We start from the raw sequence: 24,684 nt of genomic DNA on the forward strand, positions 1-24,684 counted from the left end.
TGACGTGTGCTAGATTCGTAGCGCGCGCGAAGCTTGGTGCTTACACACTAGTCGAATGATGCCGACGCACGAAAGCCCGAAGCGCAAGCGGCTGCGGTGCTCGTGTAGTGTGAGTTCATGTTAAGCGGCCGGTTCGCTGTAACTTCAGCGCCACCCATTCCTGCGGGCTCCCATTGAGGTGCAGCGTTATTTGGAAGCAGGCGCATGGCGCGGGGCGATTCCGGTGATGACACTGAGGCGGATGCCGGTACATTAACGAGATCGTACGCAGTGATTTTTTCACGCAGCTGTACGATGATTGCATCCGGTGTCCCAGTCGGGCGATCTCGTTAGTGTAGTGGCAGTCTAGCCGCATTCAAGCCTCCAAATATAGGCGCAACACAGGCTCTACTACAGCCGCGGCAACTCGCCGTGACTGCACAAATCGGCGCCTGTCAAAAAGACCTGTCGTGCACCGTGTTCTCATAACGAGCCGGCGAGCGCAGCAACGGTCGCGAACTCAGGCCTGGAGCCAGGAGCGTCTACCACTCATCGCGCGCACCACCGCCTGCACTGCAAGCCACAGGTCACACCCTCCGTCACCCTGTGCATCACCCACCGCGAAAGCGGACAGGTCACTTGGTACGAACAGCGGTCAAATCATGAACTTCCCTACTTCCCCTTCAATAACCCCTTGACAAGAACGAGTTGTTTCTGTACATGAGACACATAAAACAACCGATCGTCTGCTGCTGTCGTCAGGGCAGCGGGACCGCCACTCTAGTCAGGGGATGGATTTGATGAGTAGCGCTCCGTTCAGCGACGCTGGACCATTCGGCCGCGTTCCCTTCATCCGTCACTTGGCTCTCTGCGCCGCTGCGCTGGTGGCCTACTTTGCGCGAGGGGATCTCCGCGTCGGCAATTCGGTCCTCTGGGTGTTTGGCTTCGCGGCGCTTCTGAATTTCCAAACCGCCATCCTCTCCCGACGTACCGGCAGCACGTCAGTCGCCCGGTTTCTCTCGGCCCTCTTCGGAGTGGGGGGATGGACCGCCTTGATGTATCTGACCGGGGGAGTGGCGTCTCCCTTCATCGCCGGTCTGTCGCTCGAGGTGATCCTTGCGGCCATGACTGTGGCTCCGTCAGGGATCGCCTTTATCGCCGGGGGTGCGGTGGCGGGGCTTTGGCTCCAGCAAGCACTGTTGGGGCTTAAGGGATCGGTCCTCGCCATGACGCTGCACACCGGCTTCCTCCTCGTCATGGGTGCGGCCACGGGTTACGTGGCTCGCCGGTGGAGGCGGCAGGAGGAGGATCTGGCCCGGAGACACACGGAGCTCCAGGCGCGGTTGGCGGCGCTGGAAGTAGAACTGGACGAAGCCCACACTGTGGGCAAGCTGGGCGAGAACGTGGCGCGACTGGCGCATGGGTTCAAGAATGCGGCGCACAGCTTGCGTGGCTTCGCCCAGCTCATGGAGCCCAGGCTCTCCGGTTCAGCGGTCGATCGCGAGATCCTGGACGGTCTGCAAAGCGCCATCGACAGCCTGGAGGATCTGGCCCGGGTGACCCTCGGGCCGCCGGGTTCGTCCCGCCAGCAGGGATCCAGGACTGACGGAGCGGAAACGGGTCGCATCGTACGGGAGGTGGTTCGGGAAGTGGGCTCCTCCTTTCCGGGCGTGCACTGGTCCCTCTCGCTGGCACCGGTGCCGCCCGTCATGCGTGCTCCCACGCCCGTCTTGCGCGAGGTCCTCACGATCGTGGTCCGCAATGCCGCCGAGGCGATGCAGGGGCACGGGGAGGTGGTCGTCGAGGCCACGCCCCAGGAGAAGCATCTGGAAATCCTGGTGCGCGACCACGGTCCAGGGATCCCGGAGCTTGACCGGGAGAGGATCTTCCAGTTCGGCTACACGACGAAACCCCAGGGGCATGGTTACGGCCTCTTCCTGGCGCGCCGCCTCCTCGAGGCCCAGGGGGGGCTTATGAGAATGTCGGCGGCGGACGGCGGCGGGACGCTGTGTCGCATCGAGCTGCCGCTCATCCAGACCCAACCCTCACAATGAGAGATCGCTCCATCCTGATCGTCGAGGACGACCCCTGCGCGGCGCAGTTCATGGCGCTCGCGATGAAAGAAGAGTTCGATGGTGTCCGCACGGCCCCGAATGGTACGGAAGCCCTCCTCGCCATGGAATCACGAGTTCCAGATCTGATCTTCATGGATCTGGGACTTCCCGACATGGACGGCCTGGAACTCCTGACGATGCTCAAGCAGCGCTGGCCGGAGGTGCCGGTCATTCTGGTCACAGCGGCCGACGATGTGGCCAGCGTCGTGGAATCGGTCCAGCGCGGCGCCACGAACTATCTCGTGAAGCCGGTGGCGCCGGCGGTGCTTCTGGCCTCCGCCAGGAAAGCGGTGAGTACCGCAGCAGCCCCGAGGTCCCACGCCGAATCGGGCATCCCGGAGATCGTCGGGATGAGCCGGGCGGTCGTGCAGGTACGACACCTCATCTTCCTGGCCGCGCGAAGCGATGTCAACGTCCTGATCACCGGGGCGACAGGGACCGGCAAGGAGCTGGTGGCGCGGGCCGTTCACAGGCTTTCCAGTCTTTCCACAGGCCCCTTCGTCGCTCACAATTGCTCGCTCACCCCGCCGGATCTCTTCGAAAGCCAGTTCTTCGGCCACCACCGCGGCTCCTTCACGGGAGCGGACCGCGACCACGTGGGGCTCCTGGAGAAGTCGCACGGTGGGACGCTCCTTCTGGATGAGCTGGAATGCCTGAGCCTGCCGCACCAGGCGAAGCTCCTGCGGGTCTTGGACGACGGGGAGGTGCGGCCGGTCGGCTCGAGCGAATCACGCACCGTCCTGGTGCGATTTCTCGCGGCCACGAACAGGGATCCGCAGAAGATGATGGGGCAGGGGTCCCTGCGTGAGGATCTCTACTACCGTCTGCGCGGGCTGGAGATCAGTCTCCCGCCGTTGCGGGAGCGTCGCGGGGACGTTCCGCTCCTAGCGTCTCACTTCCTCGGAGATCACGAGGGCGCCTTCACACCGGAGGCGCTCGTCGCCCTCCAGGACTACTCCTGGCCGGGAAACGTCCGCGAGCTCCGCAACGTCGTGCGCCGCGCGCGCTCTCTTGCAGTCGACCGCCCCATCTCCGGGCGCGATCTCGCGCTGCGGCCCGCGCCGGCTGTCATCCCGGACGACCTGGCCAGACCGATGGGCTCTCCCATCGCCGCAGGCCAGGCGCTCAAGGAAGCGGAACGCAGCACGATCGTCCAGGCCCTGCGCGACGCCGGCGGACGTCAAACCGAGGCGGCCCGGACGCTCGGCATCGATCGATCGACGCTGCGCCGCAAGGTCAGGAGATTCGGGATCAATCCCTCCAGGCCGGATCGATGAGAAGATGAAGTGGTGATAACCGGGCTACTGCGGTCTGCAGGTGGACTTCAGGATCGAAATGTTCGCAAGCAGAGTGGCGTCCGTCGACAGCCGCCGATCCAGCACGGTGCTGCGCTCGAGGTGGGCCAGGGCGTCGCAGCGTCGGTTGAGGTGCATGAGGGTCTCCCCCAGCATCTTCTGGACGGATGCGTCATCCGGATCTGATTGGGCCGCCTCTTCATACGACTGCGCCGCGAGATCGAACAGCCCCCTCTTCAGAAACGTGTTGCCAAGGTTGTATCGGGCTGCCGCGTTTTGAGGTTCGCGCTTCAAGGCCTCCTCGTAGGAACGTGCGGCCTGGTCGTAGGCCCCCCTCCTGTAGTAGACGTTGCCCGCACCCAGATGCGCCCCTGCGAGATTCGGCTGGAGTTGTAGAGCCTGCTGGTAGGAAACGAGCGCCTCGTCCAGCCGACCCGCCTTCTCCAGGTTGAGGGCCAGATAGAAATGGGCGCGGGGAGCCGACGGGTTGAGGGTCACGATCTTCTGCAGTCCTTCCAGGTCGACCCGGCCGTTCCGGTCGTCGTGCGTCGGAATCAGGAGCAATCCGGCGATGACGCACCCGGCGGCCGCGACGGTGACGATCGGCCAACCTGTGCGGAATGAACGTCCCGGCGTCGGGGCAATTCCTTTCCGCCTGTCGGGCTCCTTGGCATCGACGCGCGCAGGGGTGGACCAGACGGAGAGGTAGGAGACCAGGAAGAGGAACGCCGGCACCAGGTAGACCGCCGCCAGGCTCGTCTTCCGGATCGCCCAGTCCAGAAACTCCTTCTCCCGGGGCGTGTAGAGCGTGATCCCGAGGTGGGTCGAGGCGTAAACCTCAGCCGCCCACTCCAGTTGCACGACGCAGACGGCGAGGATCCCGAAGAAAACCACCGTCAGGGCGAGACCGCACGCCTTCGCCCGTGTGGACCAGCGCTTCAGGGGTACGGAAAGGGCCAGAGCCAGGGCGGTCACCACGGTGATGTGGAAGCTCTCGCAGTTCATGCGCGTCAGCGGTTGCGACGCTCCCATGACATAGCTGTGAATCGTGATGCTGCTGCCGCTGGCGGTGAGCGCGGTGAGAATGGGGGGATGCTCGACGAGCAGGAGCACTCGTTCCGCGGCCGCGGACAGCAGGCGGATGAACAGTCCCTGCACGGGAAGCCAGATCAAGTAACTCAGGGCGTAGAACACCCCGAATTTCAGGAGAAATCTAAGAAGGCGCCTGGTGGCCTGGACGAACGAAGAGCTCCGCCCAGAAGACCCAGACGGCCATGGTGAGCGCGATGACGAGGGCCTGCCAGCCATAGAGATGCACCCTCTCGAACCAGTTGGGCCAATAGGCTCCGCAGAGCATGATGGTCGCCACACGGATGAAATTGATCAGGAAGATGGCGGGAATGCCGATCAGAATCCCCCAGGCCTTGGCGCGCCAGGTACTCGGGAATGCCAGGACTGCCGCGACGTAGATGTAGGTCGGCTGGACCCCGTCGCACGCCCCCTCGATGGACGCGCCGAATCCGTTCAGGCTCAGGAACTGTCCCGAGGCCAGCGCGGTTCCGAACAGCGCCAGGACACGGGCGGAGAGTGTCGCGATGAACCGGGTGAGGTGATCGTGAAGCACGACCCCGACGAAACGCGTGGAGGTGATCGACGAGAACAGGACGATCAGGAGAATGAACAGGACGCAGAATCGCGCCGTGAGTCGCACGGAGGCCGTGCCGAACCATCCGGGGCGGGCGGGCGCACCGCTGCCCGGGGCACGAAGCCCTTTCGTGGAATCCTTTCGACGTTGGTCGCTCACGGTCGTGTTGGGGCGGATTGTACCTCAATTTGACACCCCCCGCGTGCTTTGGCTACCATCGCCCCGGCCACCCTCTCCAGGTCCCAGCAATCGAGGCAGAAGGCCAGGAGCGGCCGCGGTGATCGAGGACGCGACGAACCATCGGTGTCCCGAACCGGGCCGTCGGGAGAGTCCGCCCGGCGTGGACAGAAACGTCAAGCTCAGGCTGGAAAGCCGCATCGGCTACGTGGACCTGGTCCACGAGATGGCCGAGGGACTGGCGCGCCGGATGGGCTTCGCGAAGTCGATGGCGCTCAATATCGGGCTGGCGGTGCGCGAGGCGGTGATCAACGCCATCAAGCACGGGAACGGGATGGACGCCTCGAAGGAGATCGAGGTGAGCTTCGAGCAGGACGACGGCCTGTTCCGGGTGCGCGTGCGCGACCAGGGGCCCGGGTTCGACTGGGCCCACACCTCGAATCCGCTCGAGCGGGAGAATATCTTCCGCAGCAGCGGCAGGGGGATCTTCTTCATGAAACATTTCGTCGACCGGGTCGAGTTCCAGCGCCGGAAAGGGAAGGGGACCGAGGTGGTCCTCGAGAAGAAATTCGAGCCGTCCGGCCGTGCCGGACGCGGCGGCGAGGTCATCAAGCGGAGGAAGGGATGAAGGCGAACGCCAGGCATCACGGGAAGGTCACCGTCGTCGATCTGTCCGGGAAGATCACCATCGGGGAAGGGGACATCAAGCTGCGTCAGGCGGTGAACGCGCTTCTGGATGAGGGGCGCAAGAACATCATCCTCAACCTGGGGGGCGTGTCCTACATGGACAGCGCCGGCATCGGCGAGCTGGTCGCCTGCTACAAGCGCGCCCGGGAGAAGGGAGTGTCCCTCAAGCTCCTGAATCCCAACGGCAAGGTGCAGGACCTCCTCATCCTGACCAAGCTGCAGGAGATCTTCGACATCTATCGCGACGAGCGCGAGGCCCTGGCCAGTTTCTAGGACGAGCGCGCCCGATCGCCTCCGTGCTCTCCCCGACTTGACGGCCGCCCCCGACAGGAGTATGGATGACAGCAGATCGGGGAGGCCGCGACACCGGACCCCGTCATCCAGACCTTCCTAACCGTCCTCCGGGTGTCGAGCCGGCACCGATCATCGCGGAGGATCACTCTATGACCGGATTGGCGTGGTTGCGTCGCCGCGGGCCCTGTTGCATCGAGACCCGCGCCATGTCCGATTGGCAGGTCGTGCATGTGAAAGGGAAGTTCGTCGCGGGAGAGCCGGAGAAGAAATTTCTCGCCGCCGTGGACGGCCTCCTGCAATCCGGGGCGACGCGGGTCGTCGTCGATCTGACCGAGTCGCTCCTGGCGGACGACAGCGTGGCGACCGCCGCCGCGGCGGCGTATCACCAGGCACGCGAGAAGGGGGTCGACATGCGCTTCGTGGTGCAGCCCGGCAGGGCGGGGGGCTACTACCACATGGCCGGCCTGGAGATGAACATCCCCACCTACTCGCGGCTGACCGGGGCGATCGAGATCTGAGGGCGGGACGGCTCAGGGGAGCAGGCGCTTCCTGAGATCGGCCAGGTAATTGAGCGCTTCGATCGGCGTCATCTCGTCGATCCGGGCGTGGCGGATTTCCTCCAGGATCGGATCTTCCTCGGGGGCGAACAGGCCGAGCTGGGCGGGCGCAGGCGTCGTCCTGCCGGGGCCTGACTCCGACCCTCCGGCAGGCTCACCGGACGGCGCCGCGCCCGGCGGGGCGGCGTGAGCGCGCGCCAGCTTCGGTCGTCCGTCGCGTGACAGCTCCTCACGCTCCAGGTTCGAGAGCACCTCCCTGGCCCTCTCGATCACCTCGCGCGGCAGCCCGGCCAGGCGGGCCACCTGGATGCCGTAGGACCGGTCGGCGGCCCCCTCCAGGACGCGGCGCAGGAACACGATCGTGTCGTTCCACTCGCGCACCGCCATCGTCAGGTTGCACACCCGCGGTTTCAGGAGCGCCAGCTCGATCATCTCGTGGTAGTGCGTGGCGAACAGGGTGCGGGCCGCGACTGCGGGCACGTCGTGCAGGTACTCCGCGACGGACCAGGCGATCGACAGGCCGTCGAAGGTGGAGGTGCCGCGCCCGACCTCGTCCAGAAGGATCAGGGAGCGGACGGTCGCGTTGTTGAGGATGTTGGCGGTCTCGATCATCTCCACCAGGAAGGTGCTCTGGCCGCGCGCCAGGTTGTCCGAGGCGCCGACGCGGCTGAAGATCCGATCGACCAGGCCGATCTGGGCCTCCGCCGCGGGCACGAACGAGCCGGCCTGGGCCATCAGGACGATGAGCGCCACCTGGCGCAGGTATGTCGACTTGCCTCCCATGTTAGGGCCGGTCAGGATGAGGATCTGCCGGTCCTCGACGTCCATGAGGCAGTCGTTGGGGACGAAGCGCTCCTGCTCCAGGAGCCGCTCGACCACGGGATGCCGCCCCTCGACGATCCGCAGCCGCAGGGAGTCGTCGACGTCCGGCCGGCGGTAATCGTGGATCGCCGCGGCCTCGGCGAACGCCGCCAGGACGTCGAGCGTCGCCAGGGCCCGCGCCGTGGCGCGCAGACGGACCGCGGCCCGGGTCACCTCGTCGCGCAGGGCCGTGAACAGCTCGTATTCGAGCGTCTCGATCCGCTCCTGCGCCGTGAGGACCTTCACCTCGTGCTCCTTCAGCTCGGGGGTGACGTAGCGCTCGGCGCCGACGAGCGTCTGCCTGCGCTCGTAGTCGGCCGGCACCGCCTTCCTGTGCGCGTTGCTGATCTCGATGTAATAGCCGAACACCTTGTTGTAGCGCACCTTGAGCGAGCCGATCCCGGTGCGCTCCCTCTCGCGCGCCTCGATGGTGGCGAGCGAGGCGCGGCTGTCGCGCCGCAGCGTCCGGAGCTCGTCGAGCTCGGGGTGAAAGCCGTCGCGCATCAAGCCCCCCTCCTTGAGCGCGGCCGGCGGATCGTCGGCGATCGATTCCTGAAGCCGCGCGTGCAGGTCGGCCAGGAGGTCCAGGCCCGCCATGACCCGGGCCAGGGGAGGAGCCGTGAGCGCCACGGACCAGGCGGCGATCTCCGGCAGGACGGCGAGAGAGTCGCGCAGCGCCACGAGGTCCCGCGCGGTGGCGGTGCCCAGCGAACAGCGGGCCAGAAGGCGCTCGATGTCGTGGACCTTCTCGAGACTGGCCCGTAAGGCGGCGCGCTCGGCCGGCCTCGCCAGGAGAAACTCGACGGCGTCCAGACGCTCGCCGATCGCCTCCTTCGACAGAAGCGGGCGCAGCATCCAGTCGCGCAGGAGGCGGCCGCCCATCGCCGTCCCGGTGCGGTCCAGGATCTCGAGGAGCGTCGACTCGCGGCTGCCGTCGCGGGCGTTTTCCACGACCTCGAGAGTCCTGAGCGTGGTGGCGTCGATCACCATCGCCTCGCTCGGCTCGTGCCAGACGACGCGGGTCACGTGCCGGAAATCGGCCTTGTGCGCCTCCTGCAGGTAGTGCAGGAGCGCGCCGGCCGCGCCCACCGCCAGGTCCCGTCCCTCCACGCCGAAACCGGCGAGGGTCGCCGTGCCGAGGATCTCGTTCAAAAGCCGCGCCGCGGAGTCGGCGGCGGTCATCCAGCCCGGCACGGCGCGGGTCAGGACGCCGTCCAGCGCTTCCCTGGGAAGAAGAGCGTCGAGGGACTGTCCCTCCGGATGCAGGATCTCGCGCGGCCGGAACAGGGCGATCTGCGCGGCCAGGGAATCGCCGGAGCCTGGACCGCGGTGCTCGGACAGGCGGAAATCCCCCGTGGACAGGTCGAGGTAGGCGCAGCCGAAACCGTCCGCCGGGCGTCCGCGCCCGGGTTCCCCCTGCGCCAGGACCGCGGCGATGTAGTTGGGCTCGGAGGCCCGGAGCTGCGCGGGATCGGTGATCGTGCCGGGGGACACGACGCGGGTCACGGCGCGCCTGACGATCCCCCTGGCGGCGCGCGGGTCCTCGACCTGGTCGCACACGGCGACCCGGTGCCCCTGGAGGATGAGTCGGGAGATATAGGCGTCCGCGGCGTGGTACGGCACGCCGCACATGGGGGCCTCGTTCCTGGTACCGCGTCCGCGCGACGTCAGGGTCAGGGACAGCGCCTTCGAGGCCACAAGCGCGTCGTCGTAGAACATCTCGTAGAAGTCGCCCAGACGGAACAGCAGGATGGCGTCGGGGTGCTGCTCCTTGATCGAGCGGTACTGGCGGAGCATCGGCGTGAGCGTGTCCATGGCGCTCCTTGACATTCGCGGGGCGCGCCATTATAAAGCAGCGTCTTCGATGTCCCGCGCCTTCGCAGGAGTTCCTGCCCGATGAGCGAAGATCCCATCACCGCCGACGAGACCCAGGTGGCCCCGGACGACCTGAACGAGGAGGACAAGGTCATGCTGATCTTCTCCTACCTCTGGGTCCTCGCGATCGTGCCGTTCATGGTGACGCGCCGCGAATACGTGCGCTGGCACGCCAAGCAGGGGCTCATCCTGTGCGGTGTCGCCTGCCTGGTGTTCCTGGGGGTCATCTTCGTGGGCGCGGTGCTGGCCACCATCTCCCGGATATTCGCCTGGCTGTTCGCCTTCGGACTCATCAACCTGATGCTCCTGTACCTGGCGATCGCGATCGTGTGCGTCATCAAGGCGATGCGCGGCGAGCGCTGGGCCATCCCGTTCCTGGGCGACCTGGTCGAGAAGATCTGAGGGCCATGACTCGGACAGCCTCCTAGATGGGCGAGGCGATCCAGCACGCCATGGCGGCCCACGCCTGGGAGGCGCTGGTCATCGTCTTCCTCCTGGCCTGGCTGGAATACGTCTTCCCCCCCGTGCCGGGCGACTCGACGATGCTGTTCGGCTTCTTTCTCGCCGGCTCGGGAGCCCTGTCGTTCCCGGCGGTCTTCCTGGCCGCGCTGTCGGGAAGCGTTCTAGGCGCCCTCACGGCGTACCGCCTCGGCACGCGTCTGGGGCGCACATACTTCTTCCTGAAGTCGGCCTGGGCGCGGGAGGAGCTGGACAAGGTCGAGCGCTGGTTCGGACGATTCGGGCCCCGCCTCCTGGCGGTCAACCGCTTCATTCCCGGCGTGCGGGGCTTCTTCCTCTACGCCGCCGGGATCGGGCGCATGGAGGCGCGCGGTGTCGTGATCTACTCGAGCCTGAGCAACGTGCTCTGGGTGGCTGTTCTCGCGTGGGGAGGAACCGGTCTCGGCTCGACCTGGGAAGAGGTGCGCGTCGTGTTCCGGCGTTACGTCTGGGGGATCGCAGTCTTCCTGGCGGTCTACCTGGGGCTCTCGATCGCGCGGTCCAGGCGCAGGCGCCGGGTCGGTCTCAGGTCTTCTTCTTGAGCTTGGCCTGGATCGCCTTCAGCTGCGCCTGGCGATCGGGCTGCTGGGGCCGCAGCGTCAGCGACCGTCGCAGGTACTCGGCGGCATGGTCGAGCTGTCCCTTCTGCTCGTAGGCCTGGGCCAGTGAGTTGAACAGGGCGGTGTTGGGAGGGCCGGCGCGCTCCGCGCGGTGGAATTGCTCGATCGCCTTGTCCATGTCCCCCTGGATCGCGTAGACCGATCCGATGTTGAACAGCGCCAGGGGCTGATCCGGCTTGAGCTCGAGAGCCTTCTGGAAGGCGGCGATCGCCTCGTCGAGCTTGCCCTGCTTCGCCTTGAGCCCCCCCAGGTCGATCTGGAACTCGGCTTCCTTCGGGGCGAGACCGATGGCGGCGTGGAACGCTTCCTCCGCCTTGTCATACTGACCCTCCCGCATGAAAACCTGTCCCAGCCAGTCGTGATGGATGGCGGAGTCCTTGTTCTTCTCGAGGCTGGCGGTGAGCAGGCGCTGGAGCTTCATGATCTTCGCCGGCTCCTGCGTCGTCTGGTACAGGAGGAACAGCCGGCTCATCGGCTCGAGGGCCACGGGGTTCTCGTAGAGCGCCTCCAGGTACTGCTGCTCCGCCTCGTCCTTCTTGCCTTCGGACTCGAGGACCTCGCCCATCGCGGCGTGGTAGAGCGCCTCCCTGGGTGCCGCCTGCAGGGAGCGCTCGGCCAGGGCGCGCGCCGACGTGGGAAACTTGCGTCTGAGGTAATCCACCACGGCGTTGAATACGACTTGAGGACTGGGGTCCTTCACGTGCAGACCGTCATCCGCGATGCCGCGCGTGATCAGGTCCGCCGACACGAGCGGCCCGAGCCGCCGATCGATCCCGGACGACAGGATCTCGTCGGAATTGAATCCCCGGGCGGCCGCGGCCACCGCGGCGGTCATCCGCTCCTGAATGTAGATGCGCGCCTCGCGGCCGGTGCGGCCGCGATGGAAGGTCAGCACGTCCCCAGGCGACGCGCGCCCCGCGATGTGCACCGGCAGCTTGAACGCGGCGTGGTCCCTCGTGACGATATCGACCGGACCGTCGAGAACGACGGGAGCGCCGTCATAGACGTAAAGACGATGGTACAGGGGCACTCGAAGGTGGAAGCCCGGGTCGAGCGGGACCGTGGTCCCGCCCGGTCCTTCGCGCACGGCGAAGCCGCCGGAAGGGACGTACGCCACGTTCGCCAACCCGATCACCGCGACCGCGAGCAGGGCCCACCGCCACTTTCCCTGAATGCGCATCCTCTGGCTGGTCTCCGCCGTCTCCGCGCCGGCGCTTCGCGCAACGCCGCGACTGGAGCGGCGCGCGAGTCTAACCCACGCCCCCACGGGAGTCAACGCGCGTATCCGCCGCGGGCGGCACCCGTCGATTCGTGTAGGATCCTCCGCATGCGGTCCTCGATCCTGCTGTGGGGAGCCATCCCGGCGATTCTGATCGCGACCCCATCGTGGGCCGAGGGGGAGACGAGGACGGCGCCGGTGCCGGCGGACGCGGTGAGCGAGGCGCGCAGCGTGGAGGAGGCCCTGAACGGTCTGCGGGGGCTGGTCGCGTCGTTCACGCAGACCGTGGAGTCGGCGGGGCTTCCCAGACCGCAGATCGAGAAGGGGACGGTCTACCTGATGCGGCCGGGCCGGATGCGCTGGGAATACGAGGTCCCGCGCGGCAAGCTGGCCATAGCCGACGGTCGCAAGAGCTGGGTCTACCTGCCGGAGGAGCGCCAGGTGCTGGTGGCGCCGCTCGACCAGGAGGGGTCGCGCAGCGGCATCGCCATTCTGCTCCAGCGCGTGGACCTGGTCGGGTCGTTCGAGATCTCCTGGGGCGGGGAGAACCAGCGCGGTCCGCGACCGCTCCTGCTGAAGCCACGCGCCCCCAGGCCGGAGTACGACCACCTCCTGCTGACTCCCGGCCCCGATCACCTGGTGAGAGTCCTGACCATCTTCGATCCGCTGGGGAGCCGCATCACCTATCGTTTCGACCGGCTGCGGCGGGTGGAGACGCTGGACGACGAGCTCTTCCGCTTCGAGACCCCCGCCGGAATCGAGATTCAGGAGATCCCCCCGTCCTGAAGATCCCTCCGTAAGCGCCGCGGGCGGCGAGGTCGTCCGGGAACCTTGCAATGGCGCGGATCAGGATGCTAAGATCGCCCCCTTTTTCGCCCCCCGGAGGACCTGGTGGCGTCCGAAAACTCCTTCGACATCATCTCGAAGATCGATCTGCAGGAGGTCGACAACGCCGTTCAGCAGGCCCTCAAGGAGATCCATCAGCGCTACGACTTCAAGGGGAGCATCTCCGACATCCGACGCGAGAAGGAGGTCCTCCACCTGGTGGCCGACGACGACTACAAGCTGAAGGCGGTGACCGAGATCCTTCTGGAGAAGCTGGCGGCGCGGCGCGTCCCCGGTAAAGGGTTGACCTTCAAGACGCCGGAGCAGGCGACGGGACAGAGTCTCCGGCAGGAGATCGTCCTGCAGCAGGGAATCCCGCAGGAGCAGGCCAAGGAGATCGTCAAGATCCTCAAGTCGAGCGGTCTCAAGGTGCAGGCGTCGATCCAGGCCGACCAGGTGCGCGTCAAGGGGAAGAGCAAGGACGAGCTGCAGGGGGCGATGAAGGTCCTGCGCGATTCCTCACTCAAGATCGACATGCAGTTCACGAACTACCGCTGAGGGACCGTCGTTGAGCCCACGGACTGGCCATCGGAACGCGTGGAACGCTCTCCTTATCGCGGGCGCCGCGGCCCTTCTGTCCGTCCTTCTCCTGCCGGCTGCCGCGCTCGCGGACGAGGAGGAGGGCCAGGTCTCGATTCACGGCCGGATCATCGACGGGACGGGCACCGGGGTGGCGGGGCAGGTCGTGCGCCTTCTGAAATCACGGACCTATCTCAAGATAGGCGGCCTGCGGTCGCTCGACCAGAGCGCCGAGGACGCGCGGGCCACGACGGACGCGCTCGGTTTCTTCGAGATCGCGACCCGCAGGGACGCGGCGTTCCCTTACTACTACCTTCGTTTCTACGATCCGAAGACCTTCGACTCGGTGCAGTACCGCCTGCCGGAGGACCGGGAGATCTCGAAGAAGGTGCGCTCCGGCCGGCCGGTCCAGATCTCGGTCTCCCTGCAGCTGCAACCCGACTGGCCGAAGGTCAAGACCCTGCTCGAGACCTACTCGCCCGGCAGCCAGGTGGGGCAGGTCCTGCGATCGCTCGGCCTGCCGTCGAGCCGCGCGCCGGAAGGATCGGGACGCGAGCTCTGGACCTACGAGAAGGTGGGCGTGGCCTACCTCGTCGAGGGACCGAAGGTGATCGAGACGCGCAGCCTGCCCGGCGGCGCGAAGAGTGCTCTGGCCCCGCCCGGCAAGGACGAGGCGGAGCCCGCCGTGCGTGTGGATACGCCATGACCGACGCCGCCTCCGGACTGAAGACGGCGCGTGTGCGGCCCCCGAGACGCGGCGCCGCGACCCCGCCCCCCCCCGCGGTGCGCGCCGTGCACTCCCTCCCCCCCGGCCTGCCGGAGATCATGCTTCTGGTGGGCGACAAGCTCGCCCAGGTGGAAGAGGAATGCCGGCGCCACCTGCGCTCGGAGGTCGGCGTCATCGATGAGATCGGCCGTTACATCGCCGAGGGGGGAGGGAAACGCGTACGCCCGATCCTCCTGCTCCTGTCGGCGCAGCTCTGCGGCTACGAAGGCGACCGCGACGTGATGTTCGCCTCGGTGTTCGAATTCATCCACACGGCGACGCTGGTGCACGACGACGTCATCGACGAGGCGGCGCTGAGGCGCGGTCGAGGCTCGCTGAACGCACGCTGGGGCAACGGCCTCACGGTGCTGCTCGGCGACTACCTCTACATCAAATCGATGAACATGGCCCTGGCCGCCGATGACCTCGTGATCATCAAGATCCTGGCGGAAATCACGCTGAAGATGATCGAGGGGGAACTGATCGCCGACAGGCGTCGTTCGGACATCGACATCAGCGAGGCGGAGCACCTCGATATCGTCCGGCGCAAGACGGCCTGCCTGTTCTCGGGGTGCGGCCGGGTGGCGGGGGTCCTCTCGAAGGGATCGCCCGAGAGAGTGGCGGCGCTCTCCGACTACGGAATGAACCTCGGGATGGCCTTCCAGATCATCGACGATCTCCTCGATTTCACCGCGAGCGAGAGCGTCCTCGGCAAGCCGGTCGCCTCGGACCTGCGGGAGGGGAAGCTCACCCTGCCCCTCATCTACCTGCTCGAGAAGAGCGACCCGCGTGCCCGCGCAATGATCCAGACTGTCCTCGAGGAGCGCGATTTCAGGACGGTGTCGCGCGAGGAGATCATCGATCTCCTGCGACGCGGTCATACGCTCGAGCGCACCCGGGAGGTGGCGGTCGCCTATGCCCGCAGGGCGCAGACCGCACTTCAGGCGTTCAGTCCGTCGCCGGCCCGCAACGCCCTCCTGTCCCTGCCCGACTTCGTGCTGCTCCGGCAGTACTGACCGGCGCAGACTTCCTCAACATCCTGCGGTTCGGGCCCGTGATACCCCAATATGTTGTCTCATTTCATCCTTTGAAGCGCGACCACTGTGCTAAGATCCGGGGCTCGATGGCCACCCACGTCCCCGGCCTTTCAGGCGACTGATGCCCCGCATCCTGAAGCTCGACCGGATGGAAATCCACGGGTTCAAGTCGTTCTACGGGCGGACCCGCTTCGACTTCCCGAACGGCATCACGGCCGTGGTCGGCCCGAACGGCTGCGGCAAGAGCAACATCGGCGACGCGATCTCCTGGGTGCTCGGGGAGCAGAAGGCGAGCTCCCTGCGGAGCGACCGGATGGAGGACGTCATCTTCAACGGCAGCGAGGGGCGCAGGCCGCTGGGGATGGCGGAGGTGTCCCTGCACTTCAAAAACCTTCTATCCGACGGTCACTCGGCCGGGCCAGGGAACGGCCACGCGCCGGGCAACGGTCAGCCGGAGAACGGCAACGGCCAGTCCGCGACGGTGGAGCAGGCCCCGGGAGCCGCGCTCCCCGGCGATCACGAAGTGCCGATCGCGGAGGCGTCCGAGATCGACCCTCTCCGCGCCGGCGCGCCGCCTCTGGCCGGAGCGGAGCCGGACGTCATGCGGATCACCGCGATCGAGGAGATCCCGGAGCAGGTCGTCGTCACGCGCCGGATCTACCGGTCGGGGGAGAGCGAGTACATCCTGAACGGCGAGCGCTGCCGTCTCAAGGACATCCAGGACCTCCTGGCGAGGACCGATATCGGCTCGCGGCTTTACTCCACTATCGAGCAGGGGAAGATCGACCAGGTCCTGGCCGCCAAGCCCAAGGATCGGCGCGCCATGTTCGAGGAGGCGGCCGGCATCCTCGGATACCGCACGAAGCGACGGCAGGCCGAGCAGAAGCTCGAGGCCGCCCAGGCGAACCTGCTGCGCATCAACGACATCGTCATCGAGGTGGAAAAGCAGATCAATGTCCTGCGCCGCCAGGCGGCCAAGGCCCGCCGGTATCAGCGTCTGGTGGACGATCTGCGGGAGAGGAGGCTGGCTCTCCTGCGACACCGTCTGGCGATGGCGGACGGCGAACGGCAGGCGACCGGCTCCGCTCTCGAGGCGCTGCGCGCGGACGAGGTCTCCTGTGCGGCGTCGCTCGCCGCCGACGAGGCGCAGCTCGAGCGCCTGCGACTGGTGCTCGAAGAAGGGGAGGCGGCGGCGCTCCGGCGGCGTGACGAGATCCATGCGTTCGATCTCGAAATCGATCGGATCCAGGAGCGTCTGCGCGCGGGACAGGAGCAGATGCGCGACCTCGAATCGCGCCTGGCGGAGGGCGGGCAGGAGATGCTGGGCCTGCGGACGCGCCTGTCCGAGCAGGAGGAGCGTCTGGCCGCCGCGGGCGCGGACATCGAGGCGATCGAGGAGCGTCTGAGCGCGAGCCGGTCGTCCACGGCCGCGGTCGCGGTCGACGACGGCGCGCGCGCCAGTGAAATCGAGACCCGCGAGGCGGCGCTGGAGGCGGCGCGCGCGGCGCTCCTCGATCGGATCGAAGGGATCGCCGCGATGACACGGCGCGGCGCCTCGCTCGAGGAGCAGGGGCGTGTGGCGTGCTCGGCGCTCGACAGGATCGGGCGGGAGCTGGAGGAGCTCGGTGTCCTGCGGGAGCGCGCCGCGTCGGACGTGGAATCGCTGGCGCGGGAGTCGGAGGCCGGGCAGGAGCGCGCGCGGGCCTGCGCGGTCGAACACGAGGGGGCGGCCGAGGCCGCGCGCGAGGCAACTGAGCGTCTCGGCGCGGCCGAGAAGCGCGCCGAGGAATTGAAGGGTCGCGGCGCGGTGCTGGCGGAGAGGCTCGCGGCATTGGCCGAAATGGAGCGGCAGCACGCCGGGTTCTCCGAGGGAGTCGGAGACATCCTGAAGGGGGCCTCAGGACTGAGGCCGCGGGGTGTCGTGGGGGACCGCCTCGATGTGCCGGGCGGCCTCGAGAAGGCGGTGGAGGCGACGCTCGGTGATCTGCTGGAGGCCGTGCTGGTCGGCGGGAAGGAAGACGCGGTCCGCGGCGTGGCGTACCTGCGCGGCAGCGCGCGCGGACGCGTGTCGTTCATCGCCGAGGAGAGCGGCGCGGCGGCGGCCGATTCGGCCGCGGGCGGACCGCCGGAGGCGGACCGGCTGTCCGGGAAGATCGGCGGCGTGCCCTGCGGTCCCGTCGCCCGGATCCTCGAGCGCACTCTCCTGGTCGAGGATCTCGAGCAGGCGTTCCGCCTGCACGCCGCGAACCCCGCCTTCGCGTACGTCACCCCCCAGGGGGACATCGTCCGTCTCGACGGCTCCGCCACGGGCGGCGACGGCCGGGCCCTGCAGCACTGGCTCCTGCAGCGCCGGGCGGAGAAGGAGGAGATCGCCCGGCGCATGTCCGACACCGCGGTGGCGCTCGACGAGATCGAGGGGAGTTTCGTCCGGCTGCGCGAGGATCAGACCGAGGTGCAGCAGCGCTTGAGAGTCGCGGCGCTGGCCGTGCAGGACGAGGCGCGACTGGCGTTCGAGCGCGATCTGAAGCTGCAGCAGGCCCGCGCGGAGACGGACCGGATCGACCGCGCCCTGCCTCTCCTGACGAGCGAGCGGTCGAGGCTGCAGCGCGATATCGCCGCGTGGGGCGGGGAGGCGGCGGCGCTCGCGGGGGATCTCACGAAGCTCCAGGACGAGCGCCGCGCGGTCGAGGAGGAAATCCAGACGAAGGGGGCCGAGCTCCTGGCGCTGCGCACCGAGCTGGACAGCGTGCGCCGCGAGTCGTCCGAGGCGCGGGCCGTCCTGGCGGCGGCCGAGGAGCGCCGGCAGTCCCTGGCGCGCGAGCGGGACCGCCTGGGCGAGGCGGTGGGGGATCTCAAGACTTCGATCGCCCGGAGGGGCCGCGAGATCGATGAGGGGAACGATCGCGTCGCCCAGATCCGCGGACAGGAGGCGAGCTCCGAGCAGCAGCGCCAGGCGGCGCTCCAGGCGCGTGCCGAGGCCGCGTCGCGCGACGAGGCGGCGCACGCCGGGCTGGCCTACGAGCGCGGTCTCCTGCTGGCCCGCGAGCAGGCGGTCAAGGAGGGACGCGCGGCGCAGGCCACCCTGCGCGAGCGGCAGCAGGAGCACCAGCTGCGCCGGGCGCGCGCCGAGGCCGATCTCGAGCACCTGGAGCGATCCTGCCGCGACGAGCTGGCCACGACGCTCGACGCCCTGCGCGCCTCGCCGGCGCCGCCCGCCGACGGTCCCGGTGTCGAGGAGCGCGAGGCGGAAGCGCAGCGAATCCGGGCCGACATCGAGGCGATCGGTCCGGTGAATCTCATGGCGGTCGAGCAGCAGAAGGACCTGGAGGAGCGTTTCTCCTTCCTGAGCGCGCAGAAGCAGGACCTGGAGGACGCCATCTCCGCCCTGCGCGACACCATCCGCACCATCAACCGCGAGGCGCGCGAGCGCTTCAAGAGCGCCTTCGCAGCGATCCAGGGGAATTTCCAGGAATGCTTCAAGACGCTGTTCGGCGGCGGCACCGCGGAGCTGCGTCTGGCGGAAGGCGAGGACGACGTGCTGGAGGCGGGGATCGAGATCGTGGCGCAACCGCCCGGCAAGAGGCTGCAGAAGATCGGTCTCCTGTCAGGGGGGGAGAAGGCGCTGACGGCGATGGCGCTTCTCGTGTCCCTGTTCCGCTACCGGCCCTCGCCGTTCTGCATCCTCGACGAGGTCGACGCCCCTCTCGACGAGGCGAACGTCGAACGGTTCACGAAACTTCTGCAGCAGCTCCGGAGCGACACGCAGTTCATCCTGATCACCCACAACCGCAAGAGCATGGAGGCGGCCGACCTCCTCTACGGAGTCACCATGGAGGAACCCGGTGTGTCCAAGATCCTGCCGCTGAGGTTCGAGTGAACACCCAGGAGCAGTACTTCGTCGTCGCGGCCGACGGGAAGGAGTATGGTCCCGCCGACCTGGAGACGCTGCGCCAGTGGGTGCGCGAAGGACGCGTCGTCAAGGCGACGCACATCAAGAAGGGAAGCGGCGGCACCACGTTCGCCGGCAAGCTGCCGGAGCTCCTCGACCTGTTCCCGCCGCGCGAGCCCGCCGCCGACGCCTCGGCGCCGCCCGCCCTGCCCTCCACTCCGGCGGTCGCCCTGCCGGCCGAGTTCCGCGTCTGGGAATTCATCGGGGCGGGATGGAACCTGGTGAAACCGCACTGGCTCGTCCTGGGCGCGATGTTTCTGATCCAGGGGCTGATCGGCGGCGTGCCGAACTTCTTCGTGCATTTTTCCGGCACCGCGCTCCAGTTCATCATCGGCGGCCCGATCCTGGTCGGAATCTGGCGGGCCCTCCTGGGTGTCGTGTCGGGACGCAAGCCCGACATCGCCATGATGTTCCAGGGGTTCGATCGCTTCCTCGACGCCTTCCTGGCGAACCTGGTGATCGGCATCCTGACCATGCTCGGCTTCGTCTGCCTGATCGTGCCCGGGATCATTCTCGCGGTCATGTGGCTGTTCGCGATGCCGGTGATCGCCGAGACCGGTCTCGGTTTCTGGGAGGCGATGAGCGAGAGCGCCCGTCTGACCGAGGGATATCGCTGGCGCCTGTTCCTGCTCCTGCTTGCGTGTATCCTCGTGGCGATCCTGGGAGCGCTGGTCTGCTGCGTGGGGGTCTTCATCGCCATGGCGGTCAATTTCATGGCCCTCGCCCTGGCGTACCGGTTCCTCCAGGCGCGCAAGGGTGCGACCGCGGCGGCACCCGCGGCGTGAGACGGGAGCGCGCGTCGCGGCTCGCCGCCGGCCTCTCCGTCTCCGGTCTGCTCGCCGGGACCTTCCTCCTGCCTCCCCGGAGACCGTTGCCCTTCGATCTGTGCCTGCTTCACCGGCTCACCGGGATGCCGTGCCTGACCTGCGGTCTGACCCGGGCGGTCTGTCTGCTCGCGCGGGGGGAGTGGAGGGCCAGCCTGTCGATGCACCCGGCCGGAGGGCTGGCGTTCGTGGCCCTGACCGTCGCCTGCGTCTGGCTCCTGGCCGAGGCGGCGGCGGGCCGCGATCTGGGGGCAGGCCTGAGGACGCGCCTGCTCACCCTCGCGCTCGGGGCGGGGGGAGCGCTCTCGGTCGTGACCTGGGGCGCACGATTGGCGGGGATTCTGCCCGTCGTCTGATCGCCGGTCGCCGGTCGCCGGTGGGCGCGGGCGGCCCGGGCAGCCGCCTACGCGGCCGTCGTGGCCGAGCGGAGCGGTTCTGCCGCCGCCGGCACGGTGCGCCCGCGGGCCCAGGCGCGCAACTCCTCGATCGACTCCCGGCAGGTGCGCGACAGCGGGACGCTCCTCTGCAATTCCGCGAGAATGTGGGGGGATGACAGCGCCGCCTTCTCCGCGAACGCCGAGTAGAGCGCCGCGACGATGGCCGCCTCGATCTCCGCCCCGCTGAATCCGTCCGCCGCGGCCGCCAGGGCGGCGAGGTCGAAGGTCGCCGGATCCAGGCCGCGCTTCGACAGGTGGACGGCCAGGATCGAGCGCCGGGCGGCGTCACCCGGCAGGTCGACGAAGAAGATCTCGTCGAAGCGTCCTTTGCGCAGGAGCTCGGGTGGCAGCGCCTGGATGTCGTTGGCGGTCGCCACGACGCACACCGGCCGCTTCTTCTCCTGCAACCAGGAGATGAACCCTCCGAAGATGCGTCGCGCCAGCCCGCCGTCGGACTCCGCGCCGGCGCGCCCCGGGAACCCTTTTTCGATCTCGTCGATCCACAGAACCGTCGGCGACATCGCCTCGGCGGTGCGCAGCGCTCCGCGCATCCTTCTTTCGGATTCGCCGACGAACTTGTCGTACAGCGCAGAGGCGTCCAGGCGCAGGAGCGGAAGCCCCCACTCGCTGGCGACCGCCTTGGCGCACAGACTCTTGCCGCATCCCTGGACTCCGAGAAGCAGGAGCCCGCGCGGCGGCTCCAGTCCGTGCCGGCGCGCCTCCGGGCTGAAACCCGCGCCGCGCTTCTTGAGCCAGGCCTTGAGGTTCTCGAGACCACCGACCTGCTGCAGCGTCGTCTCCTGCGCGCAGAGCTCCAGGACGCCGTCGCTGGCGATGAGAGTCTTCTTGCGATCCAGGATGTGCTTGAAGTCCTGCCGGTCGATCTTCAGATCATCGAGGGCGGCGGTCATCAGGACCCGCTGCGCCTCCTGCAGCGTCAGCCCGCGCAGCGACTCGATCAGCTGCTCGAGCTCGGGCATGGAGAGGTCGACCCGGATGCGGCGCGGCGCGCCCAGGTCCCGCAGCGTCCGCACCGTCAGCTCCCGGAGCGCTTGGCTGTCGGGGAGATCGAGCTGGAGGATCGCGGTCGAGGACTTCAATTCGTCCGGGACCTCGAGCGACTCGGCGCAGAGAAACAGCGTCCGGCGGTCGGCCGAGAACGACTCGCCGATGTCGCGCAGGGAACGCAGGATGGCAGGGTCCTCGAAGTACTTGTGCAGGTCGTAGAACAGGTAGACCGCCTCGGTGCGCATCCCGGCCGCCGCCTTGAGCGCTTTGTCCGGCTTCTCGGTGTCGTGCAGCGGTTCGCCGGTTCCCGTGCGGATCAGTCCGGTCGTCACCTTCCACTCGAAGAACGGCAACTCCTGGCGGACCGCGGCGTCCGCAACCAGCGAGCGCACGCGCTCCTCCTCCGGGCTCTCGATGACGACGAGGGCATGGTGCGACTGGATGAGCAGCTCGAGATCGCCGATGTTCTCCAGGCGGGACCTCCGGGGCGGTGAACGACGCGACCATTCGGGAATCTAATGCAGACCGGGGGCGACGGCAACTCCACGGGGGTCAGGCCGCGCTCTCCTTCTGGCCGATCGCGGCGTCCAGGGGGACGGCGGCGGAGGTCTCGGCCGGCGGCGCCGACGGCGGCACAGCGAGACTCGCCGGCTGCTCCCAGGGGTTGTCCTCCTGCAGCCCTTCGAGCGAGACATCGATCCCGTAGGCGGCGAACGCCTGGCGGTACGTGTCGAAGTGCGCCCGCAGGTGGCGCGCCGTGGAACGGTAGCCGTAGTTGAGCATGGCCACGCGCGAGCCGTAGTTCAGGATGTTCTCCATGAACATGAACGAGTCCGTCCAGGGCGGCTCGATCAGGAAGATGCGCGACTCCGGGTGCTGGGCGCGGAAGCGCTCCAGGCCCAGCGTCAGCTTCTCGCGCGCGGAGATCCTCTGGGTCTGGTCGACCACGAAGGTGATCCCCTTTTCCCGGATGCGCGCGCAGTGGCCCGAGAAGGTGGGGATGCAGATGGCGTCGGGATTGTTGCGCAGAGGGATGATCGGATTGAGCAGCACGAGGAAGCGTGAACCGCGCTCGATGGCGATGTCGACGTGCGCGACGCTCGCGACGCCGCCGTCCACGAAGTCCAGCCCCTTGATGGTCACCGGCTGGAAGTACAGCGGCAGGGCCGAGGACGCCGCGATGGCGTCGGAGATGGCGACGTCGCGCCAGCCGGGCGTCCCGAACAGCACGCGCTCCCCCCGGTCCAGGTGGATCGCCGGGATGTACAGCTCCTTGTTCAGGTCCTCGAAGGTGTTCACGCAGCCGGGGCGCGTCAGAAGTTTGCGCAGGTACGCCTGGTACTTGTTGAGGCTGTAGATCCCGGGCGGCATGTTCTCCTCGAGGGCGTAGATGGCCCGCGCGATCGAGAACAGCTTCGGGTTGCGTCGGTAGAATCGGACGAGCGCCGGCACGACCTTGAGAGCCCGGAGCAGCGACCTCTTGATCTCCTGCCAGTCGATCTCCAGGATGTCGTCCTGCTTGAAGTTCAGCGGGTGGTCGGTGTTATGGATGATCGCGCGGCCCACCTCCCCGGGCGGAACGCGGTTCGCCATCAGCGCCGCGACCACGGCGCCCCCGCTGGTGCCGACGAAGATGTCGAAGTCGTTGACCCGGAACGACCCGGCGAAGAAATGATCGAGGGCCTGCAGCGCGCCGAACTCGTACATCGCGCCGGTGATGCCGCCACCCGCGAGGACCAGGCTCAGGGTGCCCCGGCCTGGGGTCGTGGTCACGGGTGGGCCTCCTTGTCCGGGGCGGCGGCCTGGGACGCGTCGGCGGGGGTACCCTCCAGGACTTCCACCGCGACGATCTTCCAGGCGCTGTCGACACTGAACCCGGCCATGGTGCTTCCCTTGATCCCGCTCCGCGCCTCGACCGCCACACGCGTGGTGCGTCCCGAAACGATGGTGATCCGGGCGCCGTCCGATTCGAGCAGGCGCCAGGTCCCCGACCCCGCCTGCTTGCCGGCCGCTCCGACGACGATGTTGTGCGTCCCCTCCGGAAGGGGGATCTCGTACGATGGCTGGTGGTCGAGATAGAGCACCTCGTGACCTTTGATCTTTTCGGTGGCGCTCCCGGGCCGGAACAGGAGGAGCTCGTGGCGCGGCGCCCCCTGGAGCTGCGAGCGCGAATCCCAGTGATCGGGGACGTGATCGGCCGAGATGCACAGGACCGCCAGCGCCATGTCGGTCATCAGCCCCACCTCCATGCCTCCCCGCCGCCGTATCCCCCTGGGGAGGGACTTCAGCGCGATTGCGGAGAATTCGGCCGGCGCCTGGTCGTCGCCGGCGGCGGGGGGGAACTCGACGCGCAATGTGCCTGTCCGGCCCGGACCCGGCGTCGGGGTGGGTGGGACCTCGAGTCTCGGCATGGCCGCCTGGCGCCGCCGCATCGCCTCGATGACGGTCTCGCCGACGCCCGCCTGGCGCAGCTCGGCGACCATGTCGGCGGACAGGTCGAAATCGGCCGGGCGCTTTTCGATGGCGGCGAGGACTTCCTTCTCGGGCGTCCCGGTCATCACCAGCCGGACCACGTCCTCGTTCGTCAGGGGTGCCTTGGTCGAGGCCGCGGCGAAGGCGGCGGGAAGGTACGGCGCCGCCAGGAGCAGAACGAAGGCGAGAGCGCCCGCCGTCCGGTGCATCATGCCCCGTCCATTTGAAGAAGGATATTCTCCGCGGCTTCGAGGGGATCGTCCGCCTTGACGATCGGGCGCCCCACGACCAGGAAGTCGGCCCCGGCCTCAAGTGCCACTTTTGGGGACAGCGTGCGCGACTGGTCGTCCGGTTCGCTTCCCTCAGGGCGGATGCCCGGCGTCACCACCAGGAACTCCCGCCCGCAGACCTCGCGGATGAGCCGCGCCTCGAGGGGGGAGCACACGACGCCGTCGAGCCCGGCGGCCTTCCCCATCTCCGCCAGGGCCACGACCTGGTCCTCGACCGATCGCCCGACCCCGAGCTCCTCCAGGTCGGCCGGGGACAGACTGGTCAGGACCGTGACGCCGAGGATCTTCGGCCGCTGCACGCGGTACACCTGACAATGGGCCTCGAGCTCGTCCGCCGCGCGCCTCGCCATCAGGGGCCCGCCCGAGAGATGGATGGTGAACATCCCGACGCCAAGGCGCGCCGCGGACACCGCGGCCCGCGCGACCGTGTTGGGGATGTCGTGGAATTTCAGGTCGAGAAAGACCTGTCCGCCTTTCTCCAGGATCTCGCGCACGAGCGCCGGGCCGCAGGCTGTGAACAGCTCCAGTCCGACCTTGAAGCGCTGCACGCGCGGCCGCAGCGTCTGCACGAGGGACAGAGCGCTGTCGCGCGAGTTGACGTCGAGGGCGACGATGAGCCTGTCGGTTGCCTGCATCTTCGAAATGTTTGCAGAACTCGGGCCGCATTGCAAGGAGC

General features: G+C 67.9%; 22 protein-coding genes. 14 read left to right on the forward strand and 8 right to left on the reverse strand.

Going from position 1 to position 24,684, the window contains the following annotated elements; genetic code table 11:
- Positions 1-779 precede the first annotated feature (779 nt).
- Complete coding sequence (locus tag VEW47_06690) at positions 780-2,033, forward strand: HAMP domain-containing sensor histidine kinase (GenBank protein HYS04864.1); 1,254 nt, start codon at positions 780-782, stop codon at positions 2,031-2,033.
- On the forward strand, positions 2,030-3,370 hold the full coding sequence (locus tag VEW47_06695; protein HYS04865.1) for a sigma-54 dependent transcriptional regulator: 1,341 nt from the start codon (positions 2,030-2,032) through the stop codon (positions 3,368-3,370). The genes VEW47_06690 and VEW47_06695 overlap by 4 nt, the downstream gene beginning before the upstream one ends.
- A 24-nt stretch (positions 3,371-3,394) precedes the next feature.
- Here the strand turns inward: VEW47_06695 and VEW47_06700 are convergent, their stop codons facing one another.
- Positions 3,395-4,582, reverse strand: a complete 1,188-nt coding sequence (locus VEW47_06700; protein ID HYS04866.1) for a tetratricopeptide repeat protein — start codon at positions 4,580-4,582, stop codon at positions 3,395-3,397.
- 19 nt (positions 4,583-4,601) lie between these two features.
- The gene (xrtH, locus tag VEW47_06705; protein HYS04867.1) at positions 4,602-5,099 is read right to left on the reverse strand and encodes an exosortase H; all 498 of its coding nucleotides are present in this window, start codon (positions 5,097-5,099) and stop codon (positions 4,602-4,604) included.
- 274 nt (positions 5,100-5,373) lie between these two features.
- Between xrtH and VEW47_06710 the strand changes: the two genes are divergently transcribed.
- From VEW47_06710 to VEW47_06720, 3 genes are all read left to right on the forward strand, one after another.
- The gene (locus VEW47_06710) at positions 5,374-5,838 is read left to right on the forward strand and encodes an ATP-binding protein (protein ID HYS04868.1); all 465 of its coding nucleotides are present in this window, start codon (positions 5,374-5,376) and stop codon (positions 5,836-5,838) included.
- The gene (locus VEW47_06715) at positions 5,835-6,170 is read left to right on the forward strand and encodes an STAS domain-containing protein (protein ID HYS04869.1); all 336 of its coding nucleotides are present in this window, start codon (positions 5,835-5,837) and stop codon (positions 6,168-6,170) included. Before VEW47_06710 ends, VEW47_06715 begins: the two co-directional genes overlap by 4 nt.
- A 227-nt stretch (positions 6,171-6,397) precedes the next feature.
- Entirely contained in the window at positions 6,398-6,709 is a 312-nt protein-coding gene (locus VEW47_06720) for a hypothetical protein (protein HYS04870.1), read from the forward strand.
- A 12-nt stretch (positions 6,710-6,721) separates the two neighbouring features.
- Here VEW47_06720 and mutS read toward each other — a convergent pair whose 3' ends face one another.
- Positions 6,722-9,424, reverse strand: a complete 2,703-nt coding sequence (gene mutS, locus VEW47_06725; GenBank protein HYS04871.1) for a DNA mismatch repair protein MutS — start codon at positions 9,422-9,424, stop codon at positions 6,722-6,724.
- Between the two features lie 81 nt (positions 9,425-9,505).
- On the opposite strand from mutS, the gene VEW47_06730 reads away from it, so the two are divergent.
- Together VEW47_06730 and VEW47_06735 are read left to right on the forward strand one after the other, a co-directional pair.
- Positions 9,506-9,886: a hypothetical protein gene (locus VEW47_06730; GenBank protein ID HYS04872.1), complete on the forward strand. Its 381-nt coding sequence runs from the start codon at positions 9,506-9,508 to the stop codon at positions 9,884-9,886.
- 26 nt (positions 9,887-9,912) lie between these two features.
- Complete coding sequence (locus VEW47_06735; protein ID HYS04873.1) at positions 9,913-10,524, forward strand: DedA family protein; 612 nt, start codon at positions 9,913-9,915, stop codon at positions 10,522-10,524.
- On the opposite strand, the gene VEW47_06740 is transcribed toward VEW47_06735, so the two are convergent.
- The gene (locus VEW47_06740; protein HYS04874.1) at positions 10,508-11,782 is read right to left on the reverse strand and encodes a tetratricopeptide repeat protein; all 1,275 of its coding nucleotides are present in this window, start codon (positions 11,780-11,782) and stop codon (positions 10,508-10,510) included. The genes VEW47_06735 and VEW47_06740 overlap by 17 nt on opposite strands.
- A gap of 147 nt (positions 11,783-11,929) precedes the next feature.
- Between VEW47_06740 and VEW47_06745 the strand changes: the two genes are divergently transcribed.
- The 7 genes from VEW47_06745 to VEW47_06775 all read left to right on the forward strand — a co-directional run bounded on the left by VEW47_06745 (position 11,930) and on the right by VEW47_06775 (position 20,157).
- Positions 11,930-12,607, forward strand: a complete 678-nt coding sequence (locus tag VEW47_06745) for an outer membrane lipoprotein carrier protein LolA (protein HYS04875.1) — start codon at positions 11,930-11,932, stop codon at positions 12,605-12,607.
- Between the two features lie 105 nt (positions 12,608-12,712).
- On the forward strand, positions 12,713-13,204 hold the full coding sequence (locus tag VEW47_06750) for a YajQ family cyclic di-GMP-binding protein (GenBank protein ID HYS04876.1): 492 nt from the start codon (positions 12,713-12,715) through the stop codon (positions 13,202-13,204).
- Between the two features lie 10 nt (positions 13,205-13,214).
- Complete coding sequence (locus VEW47_06755) at positions 13,215-13,931, forward strand: hypothetical protein (GenBank protein HYS04877.1); 717 nt, start codon at positions 13,215-13,217, stop codon at positions 13,929-13,931.
- The gene (locus VEW47_06760) at positions 13,928-15,007 is read left to right on the forward strand and encodes a polyprenyl synthetase family protein (protein HYS04878.1); all 1,080 of its coding nucleotides are present in this window, start codon (positions 13,928-13,930) and stop codon (positions 15,005-15,007) included. Before VEW47_06755 ends, VEW47_06760 begins: the two co-directional genes overlap by 4 nt.
- 142 nt (positions 15,008-15,149) lie before the next feature.
- Positions 15,150-18,905, forward strand: coding sequence for a chromosome segregation protein SMC (gene smc, locus VEW47_06765; GenBank protein ID HYS04879.1), 3,756 nt, complete (start codon positions 15,150-15,152; stop codon positions 18,903-18,905).
- On the forward strand, positions 18,902-19,762 hold the full coding sequence (locus VEW47_06770; protein HYS04880.1) for a glycerophosphoryl diester phosphodiesterase membrane domain-containing protein: 861 nt from the start codon (positions 18,902-18,904) through the stop codon (positions 19,760-19,762). The genes smc and VEW47_06770 overlap by 4 nt, the downstream gene beginning before the upstream one ends.
- Positions 19,759-20,157: a DUF2752 domain-containing protein gene (locus VEW47_06775; protein ID HYS04881.1), complete on the forward strand. Its 399-nt coding sequence runs from the start codon at positions 19,759-19,761 to the stop codon at positions 20,155-20,157. The genes VEW47_06770 and VEW47_06775 overlap by 4 nt, the downstream gene beginning before the upstream one ends.
- Before the next feature lie 47 nt (positions 20,158-20,204).
- Here VEW47_06775 and VEW47_06780 read toward each other — a convergent pair whose 3' ends face one another.
- The 4 genes from VEW47_06780 to pyrF all read right to left on the reverse strand — a co-directional run bounded on the left by VEW47_06780 (position 20,205) and on the right by pyrF (position 24,643).
- Positions 20,205-21,638 carry an AAA family ATPase gene (locus VEW47_06780; protein ID HYS04882.1) on the reverse strand — a complete coding sequence of 478 codons (1,434 nt, stop codon included), beginning with the start codon at positions 21,636-21,638 and terminating at the stop codon, positions 20,205-20,207.
- Positions 21,639-21,798: 160 nt separating this feature from the next.
- Positions 21,799-23,019 carry a patatin-like phospholipase family protein gene (locus VEW47_06785; protein HYS04883.1) on the reverse strand — a complete coding sequence of 407 codons (1,221 nt, stop codon included), beginning with the start codon at positions 23,017-23,019 and terminating at the stop codon, positions 21,799-21,801.
- The gene (locus tag VEW47_06790) at positions 23,016-23,930 is read right to left on the reverse strand and encodes a hypothetical protein (GenBank protein HYS04884.1); all 915 of its coding nucleotides are present in this window, start codon (positions 23,928-23,930) and stop codon (positions 23,016-23,018) included. Before VEW47_06790 ends, VEW47_06785 begins: the two co-directional genes overlap by 4 nt.
- On the reverse strand, positions 23,927-24,643 hold the full coding sequence (pyrF, locus tag VEW47_06795; protein HYS04885.1) for an orotidine-5'-phosphate decarboxylase: 717 nt from the start codon (positions 24,641-24,643) through the stop codon (positions 23,927-23,929). Before pyrF ends, VEW47_06790 begins: the two co-directional genes overlap by 4 nt.
- Positions 24,644-24,684: the final 41 nt, after the last annotated feature.

The sequence above is a fragment of the Candidatus Dormiibacterota bacterium genome, assembly GCA_035635555.1.
Taxonomy (GTDB): Bacteria; Acidobacteriota; Polarisedimenticolia; order Gp22-AA2; family Gp22-AA2; genus Gp22-AA3.